Here is a 25361-nt window from a genome sequence, read left to right on the forward strand (position 1 = left end):
CATTGTTAAAACGGACTATCCAATCCGTAATTACGGTAAACCGAATCGATATTGTGTTTGTCTTTCCCTGTTCCTATCATCACCAAAGTATCCTTGCTCAGCATTTTGAGGCGGGCGTGGTAAATATCATCATCAAAAGTGATCACCATCGAATCGCGCTTTAACGTAAAGGGGTAATCGGTATTGGCTATGCCTTAAAATATACGGTTACTGTCTATAGCAAACAACAAGGTGGTATCGCCCAAGCGGCTCCATTGCCCCTTCGTTACTTTCTCCAGGTCCTTTATCGAGTCGGGATAAATACCCATCGCGGCCAACTTTGCACCATCGCCATTATAAGACGAATGGCAACCGAACATGGTTATACTTGCGATAAGGATTAGGGTTAACTTAAAAAAACGCATTGTTTATATTGTGTTATTGGTTATTGACTTTTTAAGGTTTGACCCGCGATATGGGTATTTATGGGTACATTAAAAAAATTACGTCATGCCGTCCGTTAGCTAACGGATCTTCACCCCATCAGACAAGCAACCCGGTAACAGGTACTAATGAACTAATGAACAATTGAACCAATGAACCAACAATATGGGTAAATATGGGTGTTTTCAATTTTATTTTTTTATCACGAAACCGGACATTTTTTGCCATTTGTGTAAAATTCTCACCCAATTTCGCCAACACACATGGGTATTTATGGGTGTTTTTAGAAAAAAACAAGTGTCTCTTTATCAAATTCACAAAGTCGTACCCATATCTTATGTCAATGTGGTTATGGGTATTTTAAAGGCCATATCCGCCGCATTTACCATCGCATCTGTACCTCGCGTACCACTACAAATATACGGATTTTGAAGCTTAAAACTGCATTCTTACCTAATATCCCCTTCAGGGCGTTAGGGGGTCCTCCCACTTACTCACTACCGCCGTAGCCATGGCATTACCCAGCACATTGGTTGCCGAGCGGCCCATATCCAGCAGCGGGTCGATGCCGATGAGGAGCGCCAGGCCCGCTTCGGGGATGTTAAAGGTGGCGATGGTCCCGGCTATCACCACTAAGGATGCACGCGGCACGCCCGCCACGCCCTTGCTGGTGAGCATCAGGATGAGCAGCATGGTGAGTTGCTGCCCCAAAGGCAGGTGGATATTATAGGCTTGCGCGATAAAGAGCGAAGCAAAGGTCATATACATCATGGAGCCGTCGAGGTTAAAGGAATAGCCCAGCGGCAATACAAAACTTACAATCTTGTCTTTACAGCCAAAACGTTCTAATTCGATCAGCACACGGGGGTACGCAGCTTCGCTGGTGGAAGTACTGAAGGCGATAAGGATGGCATCTTTAATACTGTTCACCAAAGTAAAGGCACGGCCCTTTAAAACCAAATAGCCCACAAAAATGATAACGAGCCAAAGGATGAGCAGTCCCGAATAAAACTCGCTGATAAACACCGCGTAGGTAGATATGATGCCCAAACCCTGTTTGGCCACAATGGCGGTAATAGCGCCGAAAACCGCCAAAGGTGCCAGTTTCATCACATAGCCGGTTATCTTCATGATCACATGGGCAATGGCATCCATGGCTTTGATGATGATTTTACCCTGCTCGCCTACCGATGCCGTGGCGATGCCAAAAAATATGGCGAACACCACAATTTGTAGTATCTCGTTATTGGCCATGGCCTCGATAAAGCTGCGCGGCACCACGTGGCCCACAAAATCGCGCAGGGATAGCGCCGATTTCTTGATATCTGTACCCAAATGACTATCGGGCAAAGGGATGTTCATGTGGCTGCCCGGCTGGTACAGGTTTACCAGCAACATTCCCAACAATAACGAAACCAAAGTGGCCGAAATGAACCAAAGCATGGTTTTGCCGCCGATACGCCCTACGGCGCTCACATCGCCCACCTTAGCCACACCCACCACCAGTGTGGTAAACACCAAGGGTGCTACGATCATTTTAATGAGCCGTAAAAATATATCGCTGATGATGGTAAAGCCCTCCAACTTGTCTTCGCGCTTAGTATCAGCCTCCTTGTGTATTTTGGCCTGCGCCGACCGCTGGACCTTTAAGGCTTTGTACTCCACCGAATTGGTGTCTTTTATCAATACGATGCGGTTATCCAAAGTACGGGTAACCGCCTCCGCATTGCCCAAACTGTCATTATACGGTTTTAGTATGCTGACATTGTACAGGTAACCAACCAATACCCCGGCAACCAGGGCAATGAAGATAAACAAGGTGAGTTTGCTTTTGGCCATGTGTTTTAAAAAGCATTAAAATATAACAAAAATTCAATTAGAATAGATTTTAGCGGCGTATGCTGTTATGACATATCTTCACGTATAAAAAAGCTTATTTTATACTGATCGATCCAACTGTTTTTACATACTTGTCCTTAAGGGCTTCAACGTCATTATATGCACTTCCAAGAAAAAAAATGCTTGACTTTTCGCCAATCAAAGCAACCATATAACTTATTCCATTTTTGTTATTGTATGACACGTTTGAAGTCATAGTTACCGCCGGATAATTATTAATGGTTGTTTTTACAAAGTCCTTTTTGTCGAATTTAACCCCCTTTTTTTCATAATTCCAACTGATACTTTCCAAAAGTGCAATGGTGCTTTCCTGTGATACTTTAGGAAGTGTACCGATCTGAAATGAATCAGAACCAATTTCCTGGCTGTCTTTTAATCCATCTTTGGAATAGAAATAAATATTAGATATGGCAGTGGAAAATTTAAAGTTCGTTATTGAATGATCGAAATCAAAATTGGCTAACTCTAACGGATCTTTTTGTAAAAATTTATCAAAATAAACCGACCCAACGATTTTCCTTAATTCTCCTTTTGTTATTTCGTCGGCTATTTTACAAACGCCTGTGATAAAAACAACAAAAGTTTCATCCCCAAAAACTAACACTACCTGCATTTTATCGAACTGTTCTGAAGGCGCTTCACAGTAAACCCCATCAAATTGGCCTATTTTTACGTCCTTTAACACGTATAATTTTGCACCCGAGGCAATAAGTTTTTCTTTAAATTTCCGCTTTGATTGAGTAAAGTTATTATTGTCTGCCTCGGTAACTTGCAAGTACTGATCATTATCTTTCTGAAATCTTGTTAACTCTTTGATGTATTGATAACCAGGTGGTTGCTTTAAATAAATTTTAGTGCCTAATATTCTTTTCAAATCATTGGCCCTAACGTTTTGTATTTTATCAGGGAAAATTTTTTCATTTTGGGCAAAGCAATTAAACACTACAAAAACTAAGATCAGGCTAAAAAGGTTTTTCATTTCTTTACTTTGTATTTTTTCTAAAATAAACAAAATTCCAACTTGCCATTCATATCTGATGATTTTTTCTCGATATCTCATGCATACCAGCAATACAGCTTAAATCTTAATTTTTCTTATCGATTTAATAAACCTGATACTCCTGCTACCATGAATCACATTTAACACTTCGATCCTTTGCTTTGCCACGCGATAGATAACGAGATAATTGCCATGAATGAGGTTTCGATACATTGCTGATTGCGTTTTTAAAAACCTGCATTCGGGGTACAAAAGGTAATCTTCCGAGAGAGATTCAATTCTTTCGTTCAATTCATCAATAAAAACAGTCGCAGCGTTTAATGCGAAAGTTTCTACTCCATAATCAAAAACATCTTCAAGACTTTGTGTAGCAATATCACTAATAACTACTTCGAGTATTTTTCTTTCCACTTAGCGATTTTTTCTTTGAGACTTTGCATTGAGTGAAACGGACCATTCTCCGCTTCTTTGATCATCTGCTCCATCTCCTGCTGGCTAAGCGGTTCCCCGGGGAGGGCATAATTTATTTTGGATGATTTTACCTTTGCCATAAACCAAAAATACAAATTTAAAGTTTACGTTTTTAATGGCTATTGAATTTTTACGAATCTATTAGTATCTAAATCGCTTTGCGTCTTCGCGTCTTTGCGTGAAATAATAAATACGTAATTTGCCAAATTATTATGGGCATCAAACAATACGGCTTACAGGAAGTAAAAAAAGAACTGCAACAGTTAAACGGAAAGCAGGTGGCCGAGTTGTGCCTGCGCATGGCGCGTTATAAAAAAGAAAACAAAGAACTCCTCGCCTACCTGCTGTTTGATGCCGATGATGAACTGGCTTTTGCCGAAAGCTTTAAACAGGATATTGGCCTTGCCGTTAGTCAGGTGCCATCGCAAAGTTATGTGGCTGCCAAAGCCTTGCGCAAAACGTTAAAGTTGGTGAATAAATACATCAAGTTTACGGGCTCAAAACAGGTAGAAGTTGAACTGTTGCTTCGCTTTTGTCGCAATTACGTGGAATATGTTGACAGGCGCACCTCGCACAAACCCCTGCGCCTTATCCTCATTAAACAACTCGAAAAAGTAAAAAAGGCCATTGCCAAGTTGCACGAAGACCTGCAGTTTGATTATACACAGGAATTTGATGCGCTGCTTGACGATGCCGTTACCCGCCTGCCCTGGCTGCACAAACACGACCTGCTATTGTAACATTTGTTAAATTAGCGCATCTAAAAAACAAAAACTACTAAGTGGCCAAAGAGGAACTCTTTAAAAAGGTATTCGAAGCTAATTCAAAAAAGATATTCCATTTGTGTTATGGTTATACCGGCGATGATGACGCCGCTAACGACCTGATGCAGGAAACTTTTATGAAGGTTTGGCAAAACCTCGATAAATTTCGCAACCAGGCCATGATATCTACCTGGATATATCGTATCGCCGTTAATACCTGTCTCACTTACCTCCGCTCCGAAAAGCGGCAGGCAAAAGACGAGATAACGCCCTTACTGGCCGAAACAAAACAAGAAGAATTTAGTGAAAAAAATGAGCAGGTCGCCCTGCTGTACAAGTGTATATCGAAATTGGAAGAGTCGGAAAGAATAATCATTACCATGGTATTGGATGAGCTGCCATACCCTGAAATAGCGGATATTTCGGGCATATCCGAAGGAAATTTGCGGGTAAAAATCCACCGTATAAAACAGAAATTAACAGAATTATATAACCACTATGAAAGACTTTGAGCATATAATGTCGGTTTGGCAGGCACAGCCCGCCAACGACCAGCTTTCGGTGGATGAAGCGCTGAAGCAAGTGAAGAAAGGGATAAGCGGGTTAAGCCGTAAGTTGTTGTGGGGCATCATCGCGATGATTGTTGCTTTGATCGACAGCATTGTCGTACTGTTCTTCTTTGTTTTCCAATCGTGGGTAACCTACGTTGGGCTGTTCATCATCGTAATGACCATTTTATTGTACGTCATCATGATGATACGCGATTACCGCATCATCCGTAAGCGGGACATCACCATCAGCCCCGGCGAGTACCTGCAGACCCTGAAAGAATACCAGAAAAACCGCGCTAAACTATATGGTCGGCTGTATTACACTTACGTGATGCTACTGAGCACCGGCATGACGATGTATTTTATAGAAGTATTGCACGATGCCTCGCTCGTCGGGAAGATCATTGTTTATACGCTGACCATTGCCTGGTTTTTGATATGTACCTTCTATCTCAAACAGCGCATCGAAAAAAACGAGCAGGAAAAGATTAATTTGATTGTGGACAGGTTGGAAAGGTTGAAGGGGCAGTTTTTGATGTAAGATGGAAGACGGAAGATGGAAGAGGTGATGTGAAAAATGTATTTTTGATACATGAACGACAAAACAATACAACTACTCGACAGGACTTTCGCCTTCTGTGTAAACACACTTAAATTCTTAAACAGCTTACCCGACGACCATATTTATAGATCGGTTAAGCTACAGATAGCAAAATCATCAGGCTCCGTTGGGGCTAATTATGAAGAAGCCCAAGGTGCCTCTTCAAAAAAGGACTTTAACAATAAAATAAGCATTTCTTACCGTGAAGCAAGGGAGTCTTTGTACTGGTTTAGGGTTTTGAAAGAGCTTTACCCGGATGATATTTACAAAGAAAGCTTTGAAAAACATATTCAGGAAGCCGGTGAGCTAAAGAAGATATTTGCCAGCATCAAGCTATCACCAAAAGGATAATTGCCTTTTCTTCATACATCTTCCGTCTTCCATTTTCCATCTTCCATCATCTGGTATAATTCGGCGCTTCCTTCGTTATCGTAATATCGTGCGGGTGCGATTCGCGGATACCGGCTGCGGTAATGCGTACAAATTGCGCTTGTTGTAAGGTAGGTATATCTTTGGCACCGCAATAGCCCATACTGGCACGCAGGCCTCCAACATATTGATACATTACCTCTGCCAATGTACCTTTAAAGGGTACACGGCCAACAATACCTTCGGGTACCAATTTCTTAATATCATCCTCCACATCCTGGAAATAACGGTCTTTCGAGCCTTGTTCCATCGCCTCTATAGAACCCATACCGCGGTACGATTTAAATTTACGGCCTTCGTAAATAATGGTTTCGCCCGGCGATTCTTCCACCCCCGCGAACAACGAACCTGCCATAATGGAACTCGCGCCTGCTCCTATCGCTTTCGCTATGTCGCCGGTGTGTTTGATACCGCCATCGGCAATAACCGGTACACCGGTGCCTTCCAAAGCTTTAGCGCATTCGTAAACAGCATATAATTGCGGTACACCCACACCCGCGATGATACGCGTGGTACAAATAGACCCCGGACCAATACCCACTTTTACGGCATCGGCACCTGCATCGGCAAGGGCTTTAGCACCCGCGCCTGTGGCTACGTTGCCCACTATTACCTGTAAATTAGGGAATTTGGCTTTTACTTCTTTCAATTTATCAATAACCCCTTTCGAGTGCCCGTGCGCCGTATCTATCGCAATCACATCCACACCGGCTTTTACCAATGCTTCTACACGCTCCAATGTATCAGCAGTAACACCAACCGCAGAGCCAACACGCAAGCGGCCATGCTCGTCTTTACAAGCTTCAGGAAAGTTTTTGAATTTCTGTATATCCTTAAAGGTGATCAAACCACTCAGGCGGCCATCTTTATCTACTACAGGTAGTTTTTCGATTTTATAATTTTGCAATATTTCTTCGGCCTGTACCAGCGTGGTGCCTTCGGGTGCGATAACCAGGTTTTCCTTGGTCATCACATCGGCAACGGGCAGGCTCATTTCCTTTTGGAAACGCAGGTCGCGGTTGGTAATAATCCCCTTTAGTTTGCGGTCGGCATCAATAATCGGGATACCGCCTATCCTAAACTCCTTCATTATTTTAAAAGCATCGGCCAATACTGCCGTTTCCAACAAGGTAACGGGGTCCTGTATCATCCCGCTTTCCGAGCGTTTTACTTTGCGTACCTCGTCGGCCTGGCGTTGTATGCTCATGTTTTTGTGCAGCATGCCTATCCCGCCTGCCTGTGCAATGGCTATGGCCAGTTGCGCTTCGGTAACGGTATCCATAGCGGCTGATACAATGGGCACGTTTAGCCTGATATTACGGGTAAGATAACTGCTTGTGTTTACTTCGCGGGGCAACACTTCGGAGTACGCCGGGAGCAACAATACGTCATCGTACGTTAAACCTTCACTGACAAATTTGTTGGGATTGGATTGCATGGCAAATAATGTTTTTGGGGTTATTATTTGCGGGGCAAAGATACATTTAAATGTGCAGATGTGCAAATGAGTTAATGTGCGAATTTATGTAAGAAGGAAAATGTAAGATGCCTGCCTGTCGGCAGACAGGGAAGATGGGGAATAAATTAAAAATGATAACTTGGTTTGCGTATTAAAATTGAGTTGATTTAAAGTAATCATACCCCTAAAACGTCTTTATCACAAAAAAGCCTATGGAAAAGCCAAACATACCTACCCTTTACGAATGGGCCGGCGGCATGGAAACCTTTGAAAAGCTGACCGCCCTGTTTTACGAAAAAGTTTTAAAGGACGACTTGCTGGAACCTGTGTTCAGGGATATGTCGCCGGAGCACCCTAAGCGCGTGGCACATTTTATTGCCGAAGTTTTTAAAGGCCCCGAAACTTACAGCAGCACTGATGGCGGCAGCCACTATAAAATGGTGAAAAAGCATTTTTTAAAACACATCAACGAGGCCGAACGGCAGCGTTGGATTGCTTTGTTGCTGCAGTCGGCAGATGAGATCCAACTACCCGACGACCCCGAGTTCCGCTCGGCATTTATGGCCTATATTGAGTGGGGCACGCGTTTGGCCATCATCAATTCCAACGTCGACGAGATACCCATGCACCCCGAAACCCCGATGCCAAAATGGGGCTGGGGCGAGCCGGGCGGGCCGTATATTCCTGAAAAGTAAAAAAAACGCCACCGCTCTTTTACAAGCAATGGCGCAGCGGTTTACTATTGGTCAGTTAATAGTATTTTATTGGGCCGTTTTAAATATAGGCATATCCAAATGTTTGGTGAGCGGTACGATGGTGGCACCTTTACTTTCTTTTATCTCTTCTTCCACTTTGTGGATGGCATGTACCGTTTTAAAGAAGGAATCGGGTGTTACCGATATACTGCCGATGCCCTGCTCTACCAAAAACTGGGCAAAATCGGGGAAATCGGATGGGCCTTGTCCGCAAATGCCTACTTTTACGCCTTCGCGCTTGGCTGTATTGAGCAGCATCGTGATCATGCCTTTTACGGCTTCGTTGCGTTCATCGTAAATATGAGCAACCAAGGATGAATCCCTGTCCAGACCCAAAACCAATTGGGTCAAATCGTTCGAGCCGATGGAGAATCCATCAATATGTTTGGCAAATTGTTCCGCCATGATCACGTTCGATGGCAGTTCAGCCATCAAAAATACTTCTAGGCCATCTTCGCCGCGGTGCAGACCGTATTCGTTCATTACCTCATACACCTGCAGCAACTCTTTTACGGTACGGCAAAAAGGTATCATCACGGTAACGTTCTTCAAACCTAACTTTTCGCGAACAAGTTTGATGGCTTTACACTCTAAACCAAAGGCCTCTTTATATTGCGGCGAGTAATAGCGCGAAGCGCCCCTCCACCCAATCATCGGGTTTTCTTCAATCGGCTCAAAGTATTTGCCGCCCAGCATGTTAAAGTACTCGTTGCTCTTAAAATCGCTAAAGCGGACGATCACTTTATTGGGATAGAACGCGGCAGCAATTTTTGATACCCCGCAGGCCAGTTTCTGCACGAAGAAGTCTTCCTCATCCTTATAACCACGAATCAGTTCGTTTATCTGCGCGGTCAGGTCGGCATCGCCCAATTCTTTGTGTTTCAGCAAAGCCATGGGGTGTACCTTGATGTAGTTGTTGATGATAAACTCCTCCCTTGCCAAACCTACACCCGCCTGCGGAAAATGCGAAAAATTAAATGCCATTGCCGGCGATGCGACATTAAGCATCAAAGGCGTATCGGTTTTGGGCAGTTCATCCAGTTTGTAAACGGTTTCTTTATAGGTAACCGCGCCATCATATATCAAACCCGCGTCCCCTTCGGCACACGATGCGGTGATGAGCTTGCCTTGTTTTAGCATTTCGGTAGCGTTACCGCAGCCAACTATAGCCGGCACGCCCAGTTCGCGGGCAACTATTGCCGCGTGGCAGGTACGGCCACCTTTATTGGTAATAATGGCCGAAGCCTGTTTCATAATGGGCTCCCAATCCGGGTCGGTCATATCGGTAACCAGCACATCGCCTTTTTTAAAATCGATATGGCTAATATCGTCCTTGCCCTGCGCTACCAATATGTTCACATTGCCGGTAGCGATCTTATCGCCAACGGCAATGCCCTTCAATATCAGTTTATCATGCCTTTTGGCATCGTCAATGGTGTATTCAACCACGGTATTGTATTCCTTGCGGGAATGAATGGTCTCAGGGCGCGCCTGTACAATGAACAGTTCGCCGGTGGCGCCGTCTAACGCCCATTCCACATCCATTGGGCACCAGTGGCCTTTTATGCCGGTATAATAACTTTCAATCATCACCACCCAATGCGCTAACTGCAACACCTGCTCATCGCTGATGCAAAAACTGTCGAATTGTGCTTTGTCGGTATTTACAATTTTCACCCTTTCGGTGATGGTATTGCCGTACACCATCATTTTATCCTTCACACCCAGTTTACGCTCGATAATGGAATCGAAGCCTTGTTTTAAAGTTGGTTTGAACACGATAAATTCATCCGGCGATACGGAACCTTGCACGATGAGTTCGCCCAGGCCGTAAGAGCCATTGATGATAACAGCGTCTTTAAAACCACTTTCGGTACATAGTGAGAACGCCACACCCGAAGCGGCCAGGTCCGAACGTACCATTTTTTGTACGCAAACCGAAAGGCCGATATCAAAGTGGTCGTATTTAAAGCTTTCGCGATAGCTGATGGCGCGGTCCGTAAACAACGAGGCAAAGCAGTTGCGTACCGCCTCCAGTAAGCCGTCAATACCACTAATGTTCAAAAAGGTTTCCTGCTGACCGGCAAAAGAAGCATCGGGCAGGTCTTCTGCCGTTGCCGATGAGCGCACGGCAACATCTACGTTATCTCGCTTATAAGTCAACGATAATTGGGTATAGGCGTTTGTGATGTCTTCCACAATACTTTGTGGGAAAACACCGGCGGCCACCATGCGGCGCACTTTTTGCCCGCACAGCCGCAGTTCGTCCAGGTTATCCAGGTTGGATGAGCGGATAATGGACTTGATCTGGTCTTCCAAAAAATTATAGGCGATAAACTCTTTGTATGCCGCTACGGTGATAACATAACCGCCCGGTATACGGATGCCCAGGTTGGTCAGGTTTTGCAGCATTTCGCCGAGCGAGGCGTTTTTACCGCCTACTATTTCAATATCGTTAATGCCGACTTCGTTCAGGTTCAATATAAATTTATTGGTTTTCATAATATAAGCTTTACAGATAATTGGTTTACGGTGTAAAGGTAGGGTGGCTTTTTTGCATCGATTGAATGATAGTTAACTACTTTTAATACTATTTTAACCTATATTTTGTTTTTTTTGTTTAAAAACAGTTATCTTAGTATATCTTATGGAAGCAGAGCTTTATAAAGTAGACACAGACAGCGAATATTCCTTTAGCGTACAGCACGAGGTGGCCCCGTATTTTTATAATCAGTTGCACTATCATTCCGAAATTGAACTGACCCTAATTATACGCGGTACAGGCTCGCGTTTTATTGGCGATAACGTAGATACCTTTAAGAAAGACGACCTGATACTGATTGGCCCGGGCCTGCCACACCTGTTTAAAAATGATGAGAAATATTATAAAAACAACCCCGCATTACAGGCAGAATCGGTTTCCATACATTTTTTGCCCGCCATTTTCGGGACGGGGTTTTTAAACATCCCCGAAAACCGGGATATCAAAACCCTGCTCGAAGCTGCAGCGTATGGTATCAGCATTACCGGCGAAACCAAAGAAAAAGCAAAAAAACTGATTGCCGACATCGGCACTGCCGGTAAAAGCGGGCGTATAATATTGTTGATGCAGTTACTAAACGTTATTGCCGAAGGCGCCGATAAAACCCCCATCGCTAAATTCAAAACCAAGGGCATCAACCGCAGCGACGAGAACCGCCTGAACCGCATTTACCAATATACCCTCAACAACTTTACCCGCGAAATCACGCTAAAAGAAATAGCCGCAATTATCTATATGGTGCCCCACTCCTTCTGCCGCTATTTTCGCCAGCGTACAAAAAAGAGCTACTCGGAGTTTTTATTAGAGGTACGTGTTAACCAGGCCTGCAAACTATTGGTGGAAACCGATTTTAGTGTAGCCATTGTTTGCTGGGAAAGCGGTTTTAAAAACTTCTCCAACTTTAACCGGCATTTTAAGGCCATTGTTGGGCAGTCGCCGCTGGAGTATCGTAAAAATCACAACCAGCTCCAATAACAAAATTGCGCTTAGGCATTTTAAAAAAATAGGTTAATTTTAAAACCAAATGACCTTTGGCTATATATCGAAACATAAACAAACCATACTTTACGGTGTGGCGCTGGCAGTACTGTTGTTTTTATTGAAATGGCTGGAGTGGCGGTTTATTATTGTAGACCATACCATAGAACTGTACGCTGGTTGTATAGCTGTTATTTTTACCGGGCTGGGTGTTTGGCTGGCACTTAAACTCAGCAAGCCTAAAACCACTGTTATAACGGTCGAAAAAGAATTGCGCGTTAACGATAGTACGTTTGTTTTAAACGAAGCCGCGTTGGATGAGACAGGCATCAGTAAACGCGAACTGGACGTTTTGCTGTTAATGGCTGAAGGTTTAAGCAATCAGGAGATAGCGGAACGTTTATTTGTATCGCTCAATACCATTAAAACGCATTCGTCAAACGTGTTTGCCAAACTGGACGTGGAGCGACGTACACAAGCGGTGGAGAAAGCCAAGCGGCTAAGTATTATCCCTTAAAGGCATAGTACTTAAGTATGAAAACCATTTTAAATGCTAAATTCACCCTAAAGTATGACCGAAATGAAATACTAAACATACAATTTTGACCCAAATTAAAAACCAAAGAACATGAAAAAGAACGTATTTAAGTATGGGTTGATATCTGGTTTAATCATATCAGCTTTTGCACTTGCATCGGTAGCAATATGCGATGTGATCGGTAATTATAACGGCAGTATGCTCGTGGGTTATACCGCGCAGGTATTGGCGCTTTCGTTTGTATACGTGGGCGTCAAAAACTATCGCGATACGCAAAATGGCGGTATTATCTCATTTGGCAAAGCGCTTCAATTGGGCTTGCTCATTTCGCTGGTGGCGTGCACCATGTATGTTGTGGCCTGGGCTATCGATTATAACTTCTTCATCCCCGATTTTATGGATAAGTATTCGGCGCACATCATAAAAGAGGCGCAACAAAGCGGTAAATCTGCAGCCTATATCAGCGCGCAAGTAGCGCAGGCTGCACAGATGAAGGATTTATACAAAAACCCGATATGGTTTACACTATTTACTTACCTTGAAATTGTGCCAACAGGTTTGATCGTCTCGCTCATAGTTGCCCTGTTATTAAAAAAGAAAGCAGCTGACGAAGGACAGGTTGCAACAGCTTGATATTGTAAAAATTATTAAAATAAGATAAAATGAAAAAAGTAACAGGTATTGGCGGCATCTTTTTTAAGTGCGATGACCCGCAAAAAATGAAAGATTGGTACGCGCAAAACCTTGGCCTCCCGGTTCAAAGTTGGGGTACGATGTTTAAATGGCGCGAAGTTGAAAATCCTGAAAAGGAAGGAACGACCGTTTGGAGCCCTTTTAAAAGCGACACCAAGTATTTTGAGCCCTCGAAAAAAGATTTCATGATCAATTACCGGGTGGAAGATCTGGAAGCTTTGGTAGAACAGCTCAAAAAAGACGGCGTAACCATTATTGATGAGATAGCTGTTTATGAGTACGGCAAATTTGTGCACATCCTCGACCCGGAAGGCAACAGCATTGAGCTTTGGGAAGACGCCAAATGATTGTTTGACCCGCTCTGTTAACCGAATTGCGTTAATCAGTTAATGTTTATAATATTGCGTACCAATTATAAGTGTCATAATGAAAATTAAAAACATTATCCTGTTCAGCGCAATTGCTGTTTTAGCTGCAATTACCTTGTTTGGTTTTAAAGATCTGACAGGCCGAGAAAACGCCTGACCGATATGCTGATTCACGCCAATAATTGACTCACCCGGTCGTAGCTTCGCTCGACCACCCTCTCTTCGCCTGCGGCGGAAAGAGGGTTTTGAAAAAAATATTTTTTGTTTTTTTACCCTCTTTGCGCGAAGCGAAGAGAGGGTCGACGAGTGTAACGAAGTCGGGGTGAGTCAAAAACAAAAAGGCCCCGAAAATCGGGGCCTTGGTTTTGCATAGATATATGATAGAATTGATGTTATGCCCTCATCACACCGATTTGGTTACCAGTCCACTCAGGAAACAGCACTTTATCGTTGTTTATTTTCAGGTGTTTATCGGCAACTTCGCTGAATACAGCGCGGAAATCGGTAGTTACCGCTAAGTCGCGGCCATCTTCCAAATTCTCAACAGCCAAAGGCGCTACGTTACCATGTACGATACCACCGTTCACATCGTTACCTAAAATAAAGTTACAGCTTGCACGGCCGTGGTCGGTACCGCCGGTGCCGTTTTGTTTTACGGTACGGCCAAACTCGGTCATGGTCATCAGGGTAACATCGTCCTGGTATTGGCCAAGGTCAGTCCAGAAAGCCACGATGCTCTTGCTCAAATCGTCAACGTTACGTGCAAATATACCGGTATCCGATCCCTGGTTAAAGTGTGTATCCCAACCGCCCGATTCGGTAAAGGCAACTTCCAAACCTACATCCATTTTTATGAGCTGGGCGATTTGTTTTAACGAGTTTGCCACGGCGCTGTTTGGATAAACCGCCCCGTTTGCCGGTTTGTAGTTTTTAACATCAACTTTTTGCAGCATTTTTATGGCATCAAAGCTTTCCTTGCCTGTCGATTTTAACAGATTGGATGATGTTTGGTCGTACAAATCTTCAAAGCTTTTTGCGGCCATGTTGGCACCCATTGGGTTACCGCGCATCTGGATGGCAAAATCCTGCAGGTTGCTGATGGCTACCGACGGGTTATCGCCATAAAACGAACGTGGCAAAGCCGATGTTAAACTTACTGCCTGGAAAGGGGTGGTACCGGCATCGTGGCCCAAAAGCCCTACAGCGCGGTTTAACCAGCCACTCGCAGTGCCTTTATTGAATGGTGTGCCCGATTCCATATAATCCTGCGCATCAAAGTGCGAACGGGTATTATTTGGCGATCCTATACCATGAACAATGCTCAGTTGTTTACTACGGAAGAGCGGCTCAAAAGCGCTCATTGAAGGGTGCAGGCCAAAACGACCGTCCAAATCGATTAGCGGGCTACGGTTGCCGTCTTTAGTGGCCGGTATAAACAGCGTTGGCCTCGCGGCTTGCAGGTAAGTATCGGTAAATGGTGTAACCGCCATCAGGCCATCCATAGCACCACGTTGAAAGATACAAACCATTATCTTTTTCTTTTTATACGGACCTACCCTTTTTTCGCTGGCTGCCGCTTCGGCAATAAACGATGGAATACCGCCCATTAAACTGATGCCGAATAAGGCCAGTCCCCCTGCTTTTAAAAATCCTCTTCTCGATGTCATGATAATATATTTATAAATGTTGTAATTCTTCCTGTTAATTATCTCCTTTGGTACTCCGGCGAACCAATCAATATCCCAACCACCTGCGATAGCATGGTGTTGTTGCCGGGCGCACCTTCCATAGCGTATTCTAAACGGGCTTGCGCATTTTGTCCGCCTTTTCCGTTCACACGCGCTTTGGTTGCTTTGTTCATCGCGGCATCGCTCATCGGGTCGTTGGCGTTCATATCTGCCGGTGCTGCCTGTGTGTTTTTACCGGCAGCCTCATCTACTTTTTTGAGCAGGTCAGGGTCGTTCAGCATGGGGGTTAGGCGTGCAATGGTTTGGTCCAGGTTACGTTCCGGCATCAGTATCTTACCATAAGTCAGCAGTGCCGCTTGGGCGCTTTCGGGTTCGTGGTGATTGTTTAATGCCGCCAAATCAAACTTTATACCCGGTATACGTTGCGAGGCTAATGCCAAACCAAAGTTCATACGGTTTAACAGGGCGCCGGTATTTATCCAATATTGGCCTTTATCAGGATAACCTGTCGGAGCCTGATAGTAATACATTTTTTCTCCCATTTTAGTTATCCACGCGTTCAACAGGAATGGCGCGCTGATGGTGGCATTTAAGCCGCGTACCGAACTGATGGCCAGCTCGAACGGCGATTTGGTCTTTTCGCGCAAAGCATCGGCTGTCCAAAACTCCGGCGAACTCACCATGGTAATCAATACCTGTTTGATGTCGCCGTCGTGCTCAGTGAAAGATGTAGCCATTTTATCCAATAAACTTTGCGGCGGCGTATCGCTTACAAAACGCACGGCTATTTTTTTGGTAATGAATTTAGCTGTGGATGGGTGATGTGCCAACATTTCGAGCAGGTCTACACCTTCCTGGTAGCCTTGTGCACCATCAAAAGTATGACCCAATACAGTTACCGTAGCTTTATCGTGTCTGTTCATATTGAAGAGAAAATCCCCATCATGTACAAAACCTGCTTTAGCTAAATTGTTATCTCCATAAGCGCCTATTATTTTCTTACCAAGCGTGCCAAGGCCACCTTTATCGTCCAGCGGGTAAACGCCCCATCCGGTGAGTACGCGCGCGGCTTGCGTAACGTCGCTTTGGGTATAGCCCCCATCAACACCTAAAGTGTGCAGTTCCATTACTTCGCGGGCGTAATTCTCGTTTATACCTTGGTTTTTGCGGGCCTGTTGTGCTTGTTGTACAAATTTAGCAGCTTGCGGATTGGCCATTAGGTTAGGATTCTGCGCTGTCTGAAAATTCCTTCCATTTCCTGCATTAGGTACCGAACTTTGGAAATTATCCAAATAGTATAACATGGCCGGCGATTTGGCCGTGGCCAACAGTAACTGGTCGAACTTGCCTAATACATTGGGGCGTATCACATCGCGTTCGTATGCGGGTATATATGAGGCACAGTCGTTTTTGGTGACCGATACGTTAAAGTGGTTGAACCAAAAGCTGGTCAATACTTCCTGTAATTGGTTATTGCTATAAGCAGCCCTTAATATTTTTTGATTGATAAACTGGCGATAAAGCTCTTGCTGGGGTTTCATGCCCTTGGTTTGCATGTACGCCAATAACTGGTCGCGGTATTGTTTTTGGTCGGCTTTTACCGAATCCTTACTAATGATGCCATCTTTTATAGCCATTCTTAACACCGTGCCGGGCTTTGGATATTCGGCTTCAACCTGCGCGTTGGTCAAATTAATGGCATCTAACTTACTCAACATTGTCTTTAACGAGTCATCCGGGTCATTTGCCGTCAATTGTTTTTCAAACCAATTTTCGAGGCCCATACTCATCATCTCGTCTATTTCTCCCGGCTTCTCTCCAAAAGTGAAACGGTTGAGCAAGTGTGCTGCTGCCTGACGTTCGGTCAGTCCTGCTTTTTTATAAGGGAATGTGGTTGGTTTTGATGCCAGGCGGGGACCTGCTAAAAACGACGACAACAATATCCCAGATACAAAAACAGCTAAAACTATTGATAAGAATTTAAAGTGCGCTTTCATGAACAATACTTTAGGTGTGGAATTAATTATGAGACGTTAAAATGCCTCGTTAGTTTAATTAACCGTCTAAATTTATATAAAAAATGTAAAAAATTTAATCCTCAACAGGTTATGGGCAATAGCTTGGTTGCTTTTTTCTCAAAAAAAGAAAGTAAAACCCGGACTTTTTTATTCACTGAACATGCGCTGGTAATCCTCAACGGCGTATTTGAGCATGGCTTGTAGTATATGAGCGTTCCAAACGTCCAAAAAGTTAAAACTTTTGTTGATGTGTACGTTTTGGCGGTGGTGGATAACAAAGTAAGATTGGTAATTGCTGAGCGATACCTGGTTCCAGCGGAGCATGATATGATTGTCCCAGCTGATACCATTAGGATAAAAGTTTATCCCGGCTATGTTGAAGCTTTGTTTTAGCTGGAACAACTCGATATACAAGTTTAACTGGCTCGAAAAATAAAAGCTGTACAAGTGTTTTACCATATCGGCCCAAGCCAGGTCGTAATCTTGCACCCTGAGGTTGTACAGGCTATTCAGGTTTATTTTTACGATACTGTCATCATGCAATTTCAACTCGATGACATATTGCTTGCCGATAGAAAAGAATTTATCGTTAAGCCAGGTGATGCCGATGTTGTTCACCCCCATCCTGATGGCGGCAAGGTTTTCGGCCGGGATGAACTTCACCGCGTTAAAACCAAAAGATTTTTCAATAGTAAGCCCTTCGACTGCAAAAATCAGTCGACGGCTAATACTATGGTTCAATAGCGCCGGTATTTCAATAATATGGTTTTGCTGTGCCACGGGTATAAAAGTAGCGAAATGGATTGTTGTTTAGACAATTATATTTTAAAAAGGTTTGAATTTTGATAAAAAAAATACAAATCAGGGTAAGCAAATGCTTTATGCTTTTTGCAGATTTTGCGCTAAACTTGTAACATCAAATGAAAGCGTTTTACGGAGACCTTAAATTAGGCATATTAGGCGGCGGCCAACTGGGCCGCATGCTCATTCAGCAGGCCATTAATTACAATGTGAACATCAAGGTATTGGACCCCGACCGTGAGGCCCCATGCCGCAAATTATGCGACGAGTTTACCGTAGGGTCGCTGGGCGATTACGAAACCGTTTATAAGTTTGGCAAAACGGTGGATATGCTCACCATCGAAATAGAAAAGGTGAATGTTGACGCACTTGACCAGTTGGAAAGCGAAGGCGTTTTGGTGTACCCGCAGTCCCGCATCATCCGCCTGATACAGGATAAGGGTCTGCAAAAGCAGTTTTTTAAGGAAAACGATATCCCAACGGCCCCTTTCCAGGTCATATCAAGTCCGGAAGAATTACGAGAAAGCCACATCCCCTTCCCCTATATCCAAAAGCTGCGCCGCGATGGTTATGATGGCAAAGGGGTTTATAAAGTGATTGACGAAAGCTATTTGGACAATGCGTTTAAAGAACCCAGCCTGATTGAGGAATGGGTGGATTTTGAAAAGGAAATAGCCGTTATAGTTGCCCGCAACGATGATGGCGACATCAGCACCTTCCCGGTAGTGGAAATGGAGTTTAACCCAAAAGCCAATTTGGTGGAGTTTTTGATTTCGCCCTCTACCCTGCACTTTGATATACAGGTGCGGGCGGAAGCTATTGCCAAAAAAATCGCGGAAAGCTTAAAAATAGTTGGCCTGTTAGCGGTGGAAATGTTTTTGGACAAGCAAGGCAATATCTTAGTGAACGAGGTTGCCCCGCGCCCGCACAACAGCGGCCACCAAACCATTGAGGGCAATACCGTATCGCAATTTGAGCAGCATCTACGTGCCATATTTAACCAGCCCTTAGGCGATACCAAAAACCTGAACCACGCCATTATGGTAAACCTGCTGGGCGAAGACGGCTATGAAGGCCCCGCGCAATACCAGGGTTTGGAGGAAGTAATGAAACATGCCGGGGTTTATGTACATTTATATGGTAAGTTGCTCACCAAACCGCTCCGTAAAATGGGACACGTTACTATTGTGGATGCAGATAGGGAAAAGGCGATTGAAACGGCGAAGTTTGTGCAGGCAACGTTGAAAGTTGTTTCATGATCATTAGTCATTAGTCATTGGTCATTGGTCATTAGTCATATTTTTAAAAAAATTTCATGAGTATAAATCGCATTGAAGATTTGGAAGTTTACCAACTTGCTGATCAGTTTTCAAATGAAATTTGGGAGCTTGTGATTACATGGGATTATTTTGCAAAAGACACAGTTGGTAAACAAATTGTTAGGTCGGCAGACTCGATCGGAGCTAATATAGCTGAAGGCTTCGGCAGATTTCACTATAAAGAAAATAAGAACTTTTGCTATTTTAGCAGAGGCTCGTTAATTGAAACCAAAGGTTGGTTGATAAAATCTAAGGCAAGAAAGTTAATTTCCGAGGAACAGTTCATCGATCTAATAACTAAACTCGAACTAATTCATTTTAAACTAAATGCCTACATTAAATTTATCGGCAATAAATGAACCAATCAACCAATGACTAATGACCAATGACACAATGACTAAAATAAAAGTAGGTATCATCATGGGCAGCAAATCGGACTTGCCAGTTATGCAGGACGCTGCAGATGTATTAAAGGAATTAGGTGTTGAATACGAAATTACCGTGGTATCGGCACACCGCACACCCGACCGTATGTTTACCTATGCCCGTGCCGCTGCGGAGCGTGGCCTGAAAGTCATCATTGCAGGTGCAGGCGGCGCGGCGCATTTGCCGGGCATGGTGGCCTCGCTTACTTATTTACCGGTTATCGGTGTACCCATCAAATCGAGCAACTCCATCGATGGCTGGGATTCGGTATTGTCCATACTCCAAATGCCCAATGGCATACCCGTGGCTACCGTAGCGCTCAATGCAGCAAAGAACGCCGGCATATTGGCCGCGCAGATATTATCGACAGCGGATGAAAGCATCGTTCAAAACCTTATCGATTTTAAAGAGAACCTAAAATTGAAGGTTGAGGAGAGTGCGAGGGAGATGTAGGCTCCTAACCCCTAAAGGGGAAAAAAATTGTCAGATTACTTTTGACTAAGATATTTTACGATTAATGGTCGGTAATCTTCATCTTTTTCATTTATCGCGATTGAATTATCTTTTTCAGAAACAACGATAAATAATTCGGCCTCCCCATCGTCTGATTCTTTATCGTCTTCAAAAAAAAGTTTGTAAGTTTTCTCCCTCGGATTTTCAATTGGTGCTCTGGATACAGTTTTAGCGAACTTGTTAAGGTCGGCAAAACTTACTTTAATTGATTTCACAAACTTTTGGTTCGAGCTTACTTTAATGCCATATGCCTTTGATAGTTCTATCAAAAAAGTATCGCTAATTGGGCCTAAAGTTTTTAATACAATACCCTCTCCTAAACCATTTTTTGCCGTGTTTTTCTTTGGTATATCTATCTGTAATCCTATTTTTTTGTCATGATATAAGGTGTCCACCTGATAGGATATATAGGAATCTGATTTAAGGATTTTTCTAATGTGAAATTTGAAATCCCTGCCCCAATCATCATCTTTCTCTGTACCAGCCAATGGTTGTCCTATAATGACTTTATCATCGTTGGTTTTGGACGTACAACTACCAATCATCAATACGAAAAACACTAAACCGGTAAAAAAACTTTTTTTCATTCAATCTTGAAACAAACTTAACTAAAGTTAAATATTTCTAAGCAAAAAAAGCGGACAGGTAACCACACCCATCCGCTTAAATCAAACTATACTTAAAAAACAAAACTATTTACTGCTTCCGCTTAACAGGCCGTCCAATGTAACAGAGGCATAGTACAGGCCGCCAATAGTTGGGCCGCCGGCATACTGTATGTAGCGGTTGTTGAATATATCAGATGCGCCCACTTTAAAGCTGGCTTTATAGGCCGGTACTTTCAGGGTAACCTGTGCATCAAAGGTGCTCACCGCAGGTACGTTGCCTGTGATGACCAACTGGCTTTGCCATACGTAGGCTTGCTGCCATTTGTACACAATATTAAAGCCCAGGTTTTTTACCACCTCGCGATTGCCGAAGGACAGGTTGGTTGTCCATTGCGGGGTATTAAAACCGGTGATGAAGATATTGTCGGCATTTTGACCTACCATTTTGTTAAAGCTCGCATTTCCTGATACGGTATATTTTTTATAGAAATTATAGGTCAGCCCCGCCGATGAACCATAAGCGTTGTAAACATTCTTAGCGTTGGTATACACGCGGTAGCGACTTTGGCCTAAACTGGCCGAGTTGGTGGAGGTGGCCGTTGTAGGATCGCGATTGGCGTCGAGCATGGCTTCCACAGCCGCATCGGTACCCACGGTGGTACCATTGGGTACATACACCTGTATCTGGCCTAAAAATCCGTTATATTGGTTGGTATAGGCATCCACATCTAAAAACACCTTGTTATCAACCAATACGCCTTTGTAGCCTATTTCGTAAGAGGTGATCTGCTCGGGCCTTGCGGGCGGCAGGTTGGCTACCTGTAGCAAGTTGCGGTTGGCCAACGCGGCGGCATCGGTACTGCCCTGGGCTGCTGCGGCGGCGTTAAACGTGGCTACCGAGGCTTGTGTATAGCTGTTCTCGAGATAGCCAAGGCCTTCGTCGATAAAAGGCAGGCTACCTACCCGTTTTACACGACCGTTGTTTACGTAAGACAGCGCTTCGAACAGCGACGGGAAGCGGTAACCCAACTGGTAGGTAAACCGGAAGTTATTGTTTTCGTTCGGCGAATAAACGGCGGCCAAACGCGGGGTGAATTTAGGATCGAAATAAGGGTTGTAATCCCAACGGAGCGAGCCAAATAGTTTTAGCTTATCATCGAAAACGGTTTTGGTGATCTGGGCAAACGAACCAAATTTTTTATAGTAAACATCGGCACCAAAACTACCATCGGGTAATGCTGTATTTCTATCGGCGATAGATCGGCTAAAGTCGACAAAGTTGTTGCCGTCGGGGATGATCTGGTAAACGCGCACATCGCCGCCCACCAACAGGTCGAATATTTTTACCTTATCGCTCAAATCCCACTGGGCCTCGCCGTTATACATGCGGCTTTGCTGGATGAGCGCAGCACCACCGGTAACTGGCGCAGTTGGTATCAAACTCGATTTGATGTCCCAGTTGTTGATACCTATAATGGTGCTTCGCAACTGGTTAAAGGCATCGGTACCGGGCAATACACGGCCGGCATCGGCGGCGGCGCGGGCAAAATCGGTAGCGGCGGCAAAGTTTGCCGAAGTTAACGACCCACCATTGTTATTGGCAAAGGTGGTGAGCGCACTTTTATAAGTTGCAGCCCATGCGGTATTACTGGCATGGTTAAGGTCGAGGTTATCGGCCAGTGGTTTTACATTGAACGAGTTACCTGTATTTTCGAGGGATACATATCCCCGTACTAAAAAGTTCTTACCTTTCAGTTCAATCTTATGGTTTTGCACGGTGGCACCATTCAGCTCTATTTTATTGCCGCGCTGAAAAACACCGTCCATCAAACCAAAACGGTAACCGTAGGATAGTTCGGTGGTTTTGCCGAGTTTATAGGCAAGCGTTGCATCCAATTTTACGTTGGAAACTTTGGGATCAACCAAATCGACTTCGTTATAGCCGGTACGCGCCACGGTGAGCGGCGCCCTTGCCACCCCATTGATCACGATGCCTTTAATGGTTACAGTATTACTCCCCGAAAGGGCATCGTCGCCATATTTGTTCCAGCCATCGTAGGCCGCGTTATCGTTGTTGAGTTCGGGATAGAGCGGGTTGGCTGTTTTTAAGTTATTGGGGTTTTGATCCTGCTGCGTATTTGAGCGCCAATCAACCCCCTGCAAATAGCTGGCATTGATCTTGAACGCGAATTTGTTGTTAAAGGCTTTGGCATACCGGATGGCGGTTTCGGTGAGGCCGCTTGGCGGTTCGTCGATACCGTCGGTATGGTTAATGCCTACGCGCTGGTAAAAACTTAATCCCTGGTAAGTAAACGGACTTTTGGTCGTTAAGTTAGCTAAACCACTAATGGCGTTGGTGCCGTAAAGCGCCGCTGCGGCACCGGGTGTGATCTCGATGCTTTGTATATCCAGTTCGGTGGGGCCAATGGCATTACCGAGCGGTACACCAAGCGTTGCCGATTGCATATCTATACCATCCACCAGCTGCATAAACCTGAAGTTGTTGGGGCTGTTAAAGCCTCGTGTGTTAGGTACCTGCAAGGTTAAACTCGAAGTGGTCATTTGCACGCCTTTAACATTGCCCAGGGCTTCGTAAAAGGTTGGTGCTGGCGATTCCTTGAGTGCCCTGATATCGAGCTTATCGATAGCCACCGGCGACTTCAGGAGTTTTTCTTCCCTGCGTGAAGCGGTAACCACCACCTCGTTTATGAGTAGGGATTGCGTGGTGAGCTGTACCGCCAGTTTGCTGTTGGCGTTTTTAATGAGGAACTCCTGCGGCGAATACCCTATTTCGTTAAAAACCAAAGTGAACGGAAATTTAGCGTTGGTAGTAATGGAAAAGTGCCCTTGCTGGTCGGTTGAGGTACCATTGGTTGTGCCTTTTATGGTAACGGTGGCGCCGGGCAGGGGTTGGCCTTTATCGTCGTTAACCTGGCCGCTCAACAGGTACGAACCGTTGAGCTGCGCATAACTCAATGCCGGTAAAAGGGCAAAGAAAAGTATTGCGGTTTTAAAAATCTTTGTAGAAATGGTCATGGATTAAATTTAGATTGTAGATAAAAAATGCTGATGAATTAATTTGTGAAGGGTGTTGTATCAGCAACAACAGCAGGCAGTTGGGGACTGCATTTTGCACATGGACATCGAAGTAAAAATATAATTGTACATAAATTCTATAGAATTAGTCGACAAATATAATACGAGAATATATTTCTGCAAATTATTTTTTATAATTTCACTCAATTAATTGTAATACAGTGGATTGAATTTACCTGATTTGCCCATTACCGGTTACATACCACTTTTCAGTAACCAGTTTTTCGAGCGCGAAGGGGCCGCGGGCATGGAGTTTTTGGGTGGATATGCCGATCTCGGCGCCAAGCCCGAACTGTCCCCCATCGGTAAAGCGGGTTGAGGCGTTGGTATACACGGCAGCGGCATCCACTTCATTTAAAAAGCGTTCGCAAAGTTCAGGGTCTTTGGATATGATAGCTTCGGAGTGTTTGGATGAATACCCGGCGATGTGGTTTACCGCTTCGTCATAACCATCTACCACTTTAACGGAACATTTAAAATCGAGGAACTCGCGACCAAAATCTTCTTCGGTTGCGTGCTGCAGGTATGGGTAATGGAGTTGTTGCAGGATGGTGTAACTCACTTCATCAGCAAATATCTCTACATCGTAAGCCAACAGACCGGGAGCCGCAAGGGTGAGCAGTTCGTTGGCGATGGCGCTATCTACCAAAATGGTATCCAGTGCATTGCAAACCGAGGGGCGCGATACTTTGGCGTTCACCACAATTGCGGCGGCCATTTGCAGGTCGGCAGTTTGTTCCACATAAGTATGACAAACGCCGGCCCCGGTTTCGATGGTGGGTACTTTTGAGTTTTGGCGCACGTATTCAATCAATTGCTGCGAACCACGCGGGATGATGATGTCGATATATTTTACAGCCTCCAGCATCTCGATGATGAACTTGCGGTCGACAGGCAACAGCTGTATGATGGCAGTATCTAAACCAAATTCCTTTAAAACATCATGTATCAGGTTAACCAACACCATATTGGTATGCAGGGCATCGCTGCCGCCGCGCAGCACGCACACATTACCCGAGCGGATGCACAACGCAGCGACATCGATGGTTACATTGGGGCGAGATTCGTATATCACTCCTACTACACCCAGCGCCACTGTCTTTTTTTGGATATGCAAGCCATTGGCAGTGGTGTTTTCCAACAATAGTTTACCCGTTGGGTCGGGCAGTGCAGCAATTTCGTTCAGGCTCGATGCCAGGTCTTCTATCCTACCCTCGTCCAGTAATAACCTGTCCTTTTTGGGGTCAGTATCGGGCATGCGGTCGAGGTCCTTTTTGTTTTCGACAATAATCCGGCCGGTATGTTCAACAATAACCACAGCCAGGCGCTGCAATAAGGCCCGCTTTTTAGCATCCGTTAATTGCCCGATAGACCGTGTGGCCTGTTTGGCTTGTTGCAATATGGGTAGTATGTTTTCCATG

The 25361-nt window shown here is 44.5% G+C and carries 26 protein-coding genes; 12 read left to right on the forward strand and 14 right to left on the reverse strand.

Going from position 1 to position 25361, the window contains the following annotated elements:
• Positions 1–5: 5 nt before the first annotated feature.
• From QZX97_RS12770 to QZX97_RS12795, 6 genes are all read right to left on the reverse strand, one after another.
• Complete coding sequence (locus QZX97_RS12770) at positions 6–149, reverse strand: hypothetical protein (RefSeq protein ID WP_295650264.1); 144 nt, start codon at positions 147–149, stop codon at positions 6–8.
• A 45-nt stretch (positions 150–194) separates the two neighbouring features.
• Positions 195–404, reverse strand: a complete 210-nt coding sequence (locus QZX97_RS12775; protein WP_295650261.1) for a hypothetical protein — start codon at positions 402–404, stop codon at positions 195–197.
• A 484-nt stretch (positions 405–888) separates the two neighbouring features.
• On the reverse strand, positions 889–2262 hold the full coding sequence (locus QZX97_RS12780; protein WP_295650258.1) for a dicarboxylate/amino acid:cation symporter: 1374 nt from the start codon (positions 2260–2262) through the stop codon (positions 889–891).
• A 94-nt stretch (positions 2263–2356) separates the two neighbouring features.
• Positions 2357–3382, reverse strand: coding sequence for a hypothetical protein (locus tag QZX97_RS12785; protein ID WP_295650255.1), 1026 nt, complete (start codon positions 3380–3382; stop codon positions 2357–2359).
• Positions 3383–3400: 18 nt separating this feature from the next.
• Positions 3401–3733, reverse strand: coding sequence for a type II toxin-antitoxin system RelE/ParE family toxin (locus tag QZX97_RS12790; RefSeq protein WP_295650252.1), 333 nt, complete (start codon positions 3731–3733; stop codon positions 3401–3403).
• Positions 3709–3873 carry a hypothetical protein gene (locus tag QZX97_RS12795; protein WP_295650251.1) on the reverse strand — a complete coding sequence of 55 codons (165 nt, stop codon included), beginning with the start codon at positions 3871–3873 and terminating at the stop codon, positions 3709–3711. Before QZX97_RS12795 ends, QZX97_RS12790 begins: the two co-directional genes overlap by 25 nt.
• Positions 3874–4005: 132 nt before the next feature.
• Between QZX97_RS12795 and QZX97_RS12800 the strand changes: the two genes are divergently transcribed.
• The 4 genes from QZX97_RS12800 to QZX97_RS12815 are packed head-to-tail and all read left to right on the forward strand — an operon-like array spanning position 4006 to position 6060.
• Positions 4006–4533 carry a hypothetical protein gene (locus QZX97_RS12800; RefSeq protein ID WP_295650248.1) on the forward strand — a complete coding sequence of 176 codons (528 nt, stop codon included), beginning with the start codon at positions 4006–4008 and terminating at the stop codon, positions 4531–4533.
• 41 nt (positions 4534–4574) lie between these two features.
• Positions 4575–5069 carry an RNA polymerase sigma factor gene (locus QZX97_RS12805; RefSeq protein ID WP_295650245.1) on the forward strand — a complete coding sequence of 165 codons (495 nt, stop codon included), beginning with the start codon at positions 4575–4577 and terminating at the stop codon, positions 5067–5069.
• Positions 5056–5649 (forward strand): hypothetical protein, encoded by a 594-nt coding sequence (locus tag QZX97_RS12810; RefSeq protein ID WP_295650242.1) that lies wholly within the window; start codon positions 5056–5058, stop codon positions 5647–5649. Before QZX97_RS12805 ends, QZX97_RS12810 begins: the two co-directional genes overlap by 14 nt.
• Before the next feature lie 51 nt (positions 5650–5700).
• Complete coding sequence (locus QZX97_RS12815; RefSeq protein WP_295650239.1) at positions 5701–6060, forward strand: four helix bundle protein; 360 nt, start codon at positions 5701–5703, stop codon at positions 6058–6060.
• Positions 6061–6106: 46 nt separating this feature from the next.
• Here QZX97_RS12815 and guaB read toward each other — a convergent pair whose 3' ends face one another.
• Entirely contained in the window at positions 6107–7576 is a 1470-nt protein-coding gene (gene guaB / locus QZX97_RS12820) for an IMP dehydrogenase (protein ID WP_295650237.1), read from the reverse strand.
• Positions 7577–7809: 233 nt separating this feature from the next.
• Here guaB and QZX97_RS12825 point away from each other — a divergent pair, with 233 nt between their 5' ends.
• Complete coding sequence (locus tag QZX97_RS12825; protein WP_295650234.1) at positions 7810–8292, forward strand: group II truncated hemoglobin; 483 nt, start codon at positions 7810–7812, stop codon at positions 8290–8292.
• 66 nt (positions 8293–8358) lie between these two features.
• On the opposite strand, the gene ppsA is transcribed toward QZX97_RS12825, so the two are convergent.
• Entirely contained in the window at positions 8359–10854 is a 2496-nt protein-coding gene (gene ppsA / locus QZX97_RS12830) for a phosphoenolpyruvate synthase (RefSeq protein WP_295650232.1), read from the reverse strand.
• 145 nt (positions 10855–10999) lie between these two features.
• Between ppsA and QZX97_RS12835 the strand changes: the two genes are divergently transcribed.
• From QZX97_RS12835 to QZX97_RS12850, 4 genes are all read left to right on the forward strand, one after another.
• Complete coding sequence (locus QZX97_RS12835; protein ID WP_295650230.1) at positions 11000–11869, forward strand: AraC family transcriptional regulator; 870 nt, start codon at positions 11000–11002, stop codon at positions 11867–11869.
• A gap of 49 nt (positions 11870–11918) precedes the next feature.
• Complete coding sequence (locus QZX97_RS12840; protein ID WP_295650227.1) at positions 11919–12389, forward strand: LuxR C-terminal-related transcriptional regulator; 471 nt, start codon at positions 11919–11921, stop codon at positions 12387–12389.
• 111 nt (positions 12390–12500) lie between these two features.
• Positions 12501–13043: a DUF4199 domain-containing protein gene (locus QZX97_RS12845; RefSeq protein ID WP_295650224.1), complete on the forward strand. Its 543-nt coding sequence runs from the start codon at positions 12501–12503 to the stop codon at positions 13041–13043.
• 29 nt (positions 13044–13072) lie between these two features.
• Positions 13073–13450, forward strand: a complete 378-nt coding sequence (locus QZX97_RS12850) for a VOC family protein (RefSeq protein ID WP_295650222.1) — start codon at positions 13073–13075, stop codon at positions 13448–13450.
• 413 nt (positions 13451–13863) lie between these two features.
• Here the strand turns inward: QZX97_RS12850 and QZX97_RS12855 are convergent, their stop codons facing one another.
• From QZX97_RS12855 to QZX97_RS12865, 3 genes are all read right to left on the reverse strand, one after another.
• Positions 13864–15138: a DUF1501 domain-containing protein gene (locus tag QZX97_RS12855; RefSeq protein ID WP_295650220.1), complete on the reverse strand. Its 1275-nt coding sequence runs from the start codon at positions 15136–15138 to the stop codon at positions 13864–13866.
• Between the two features lie 38 nt (positions 15139–15176).
• Positions 15177–17156, reverse strand: coding sequence for a DUF1800 domain-containing protein (locus QZX97_RS12860; RefSeq protein ID WP_295650218.1), 1980 nt, complete (start codon positions 17154–17156; stop codon positions 15177–15179).
• 168 nt (positions 17157–17324) lie between these two features.
• The gene (locus tag QZX97_RS12865; RefSeq protein WP_295650216.1) at positions 17325–17957 is read right to left on the reverse strand and encodes a hypothetical protein; all 633 of its coding nucleotides are present in this window, start codon (positions 17955–17957) and stop codon (positions 17325–17327) included.
• Between the two features lie 140 nt (positions 17958–18097).
• Between QZX97_RS12865 and QZX97_RS12870 the strand changes: the two genes are divergently transcribed.
• From QZX97_RS12870 to purE, 3 genes are read left to right on the forward strand one after another with little or no spacing between them, the layout of a single operon-like run.
• Positions 18098–19237, forward strand: a complete 1140-nt coding sequence (locus QZX97_RS12870) for a 5-(carboxyamino)imidazole ribonucleotide synthase (protein ID WP_295650213.1) — start codon at positions 18098–18100, stop codon at positions 19235–19237.
• A 56-nt stretch (positions 19238–19293) separates the two neighbouring features.
• The gene (locus tag QZX97_RS12875; protein ID WP_295650211.1) at positions 19294–19656 is read left to right on the forward strand and encodes a four helix bundle protein; all 363 of its coding nucleotides are present in this window, start codon (positions 19294–19296) and stop codon (positions 19654–19656) included.
• Between the two features lie 34 nt (positions 19657–19690).
• Complete coding sequence (gene purE, locus QZX97_RS12880; protein WP_295650207.1) at positions 19691–20176, forward strand: 5-(carboxyamino)imidazole ribonucleotide mutase; 486 nt, start codon at positions 19691–19693, stop codon at positions 20174–20176.
• A gap of 35 nt (positions 20177–20211) precedes the next feature.
• On the opposite strand, the gene QZX97_RS12885 is transcribed toward purE, so the two are convergent.
• From QZX97_RS12885 to QZX97_RS12895, 3 genes are all read right to left on the reverse strand, one after another.
• Positions 20212–20823: a hypothetical protein gene (locus QZX97_RS12885; protein ID WP_295650204.1), complete on the reverse strand. Its 612-nt coding sequence runs from the start codon at positions 20821–20823 to the stop codon at positions 20212–20214.
• Between the two features lie 105 nt (positions 20824–20928).
• Positions 20929–23880, reverse strand: coding sequence for a TonB-dependent receptor (locus QZX97_RS12890; RefSeq protein ID WP_295664692.1), 2952 nt, complete (start codon positions 23878–23880; stop codon positions 20929–20931).
• Between the two features lie 232 nt (positions 23881–24112).
• The gene (locus tag QZX97_RS12895) at positions 24113–25360 is read right to left on the reverse strand and encodes a glutamate-5-semialdehyde dehydrogenase (protein WP_295650199.1); all 1248 of its coding nucleotides are present in this window, start codon (positions 25358–25360) and stop codon (positions 24113–24115) included.
• Position 25361 lies beyond the last annotated feature (1 nt).

Source organism: uncultured Mucilaginibacter sp. (assembly GCF_903893715.1).
GTDB lineage: Bacteria > Bacteroidota > Bacteroidia > Sphingobacteriales > Sphingobacteriaceae > Mucilaginibacter.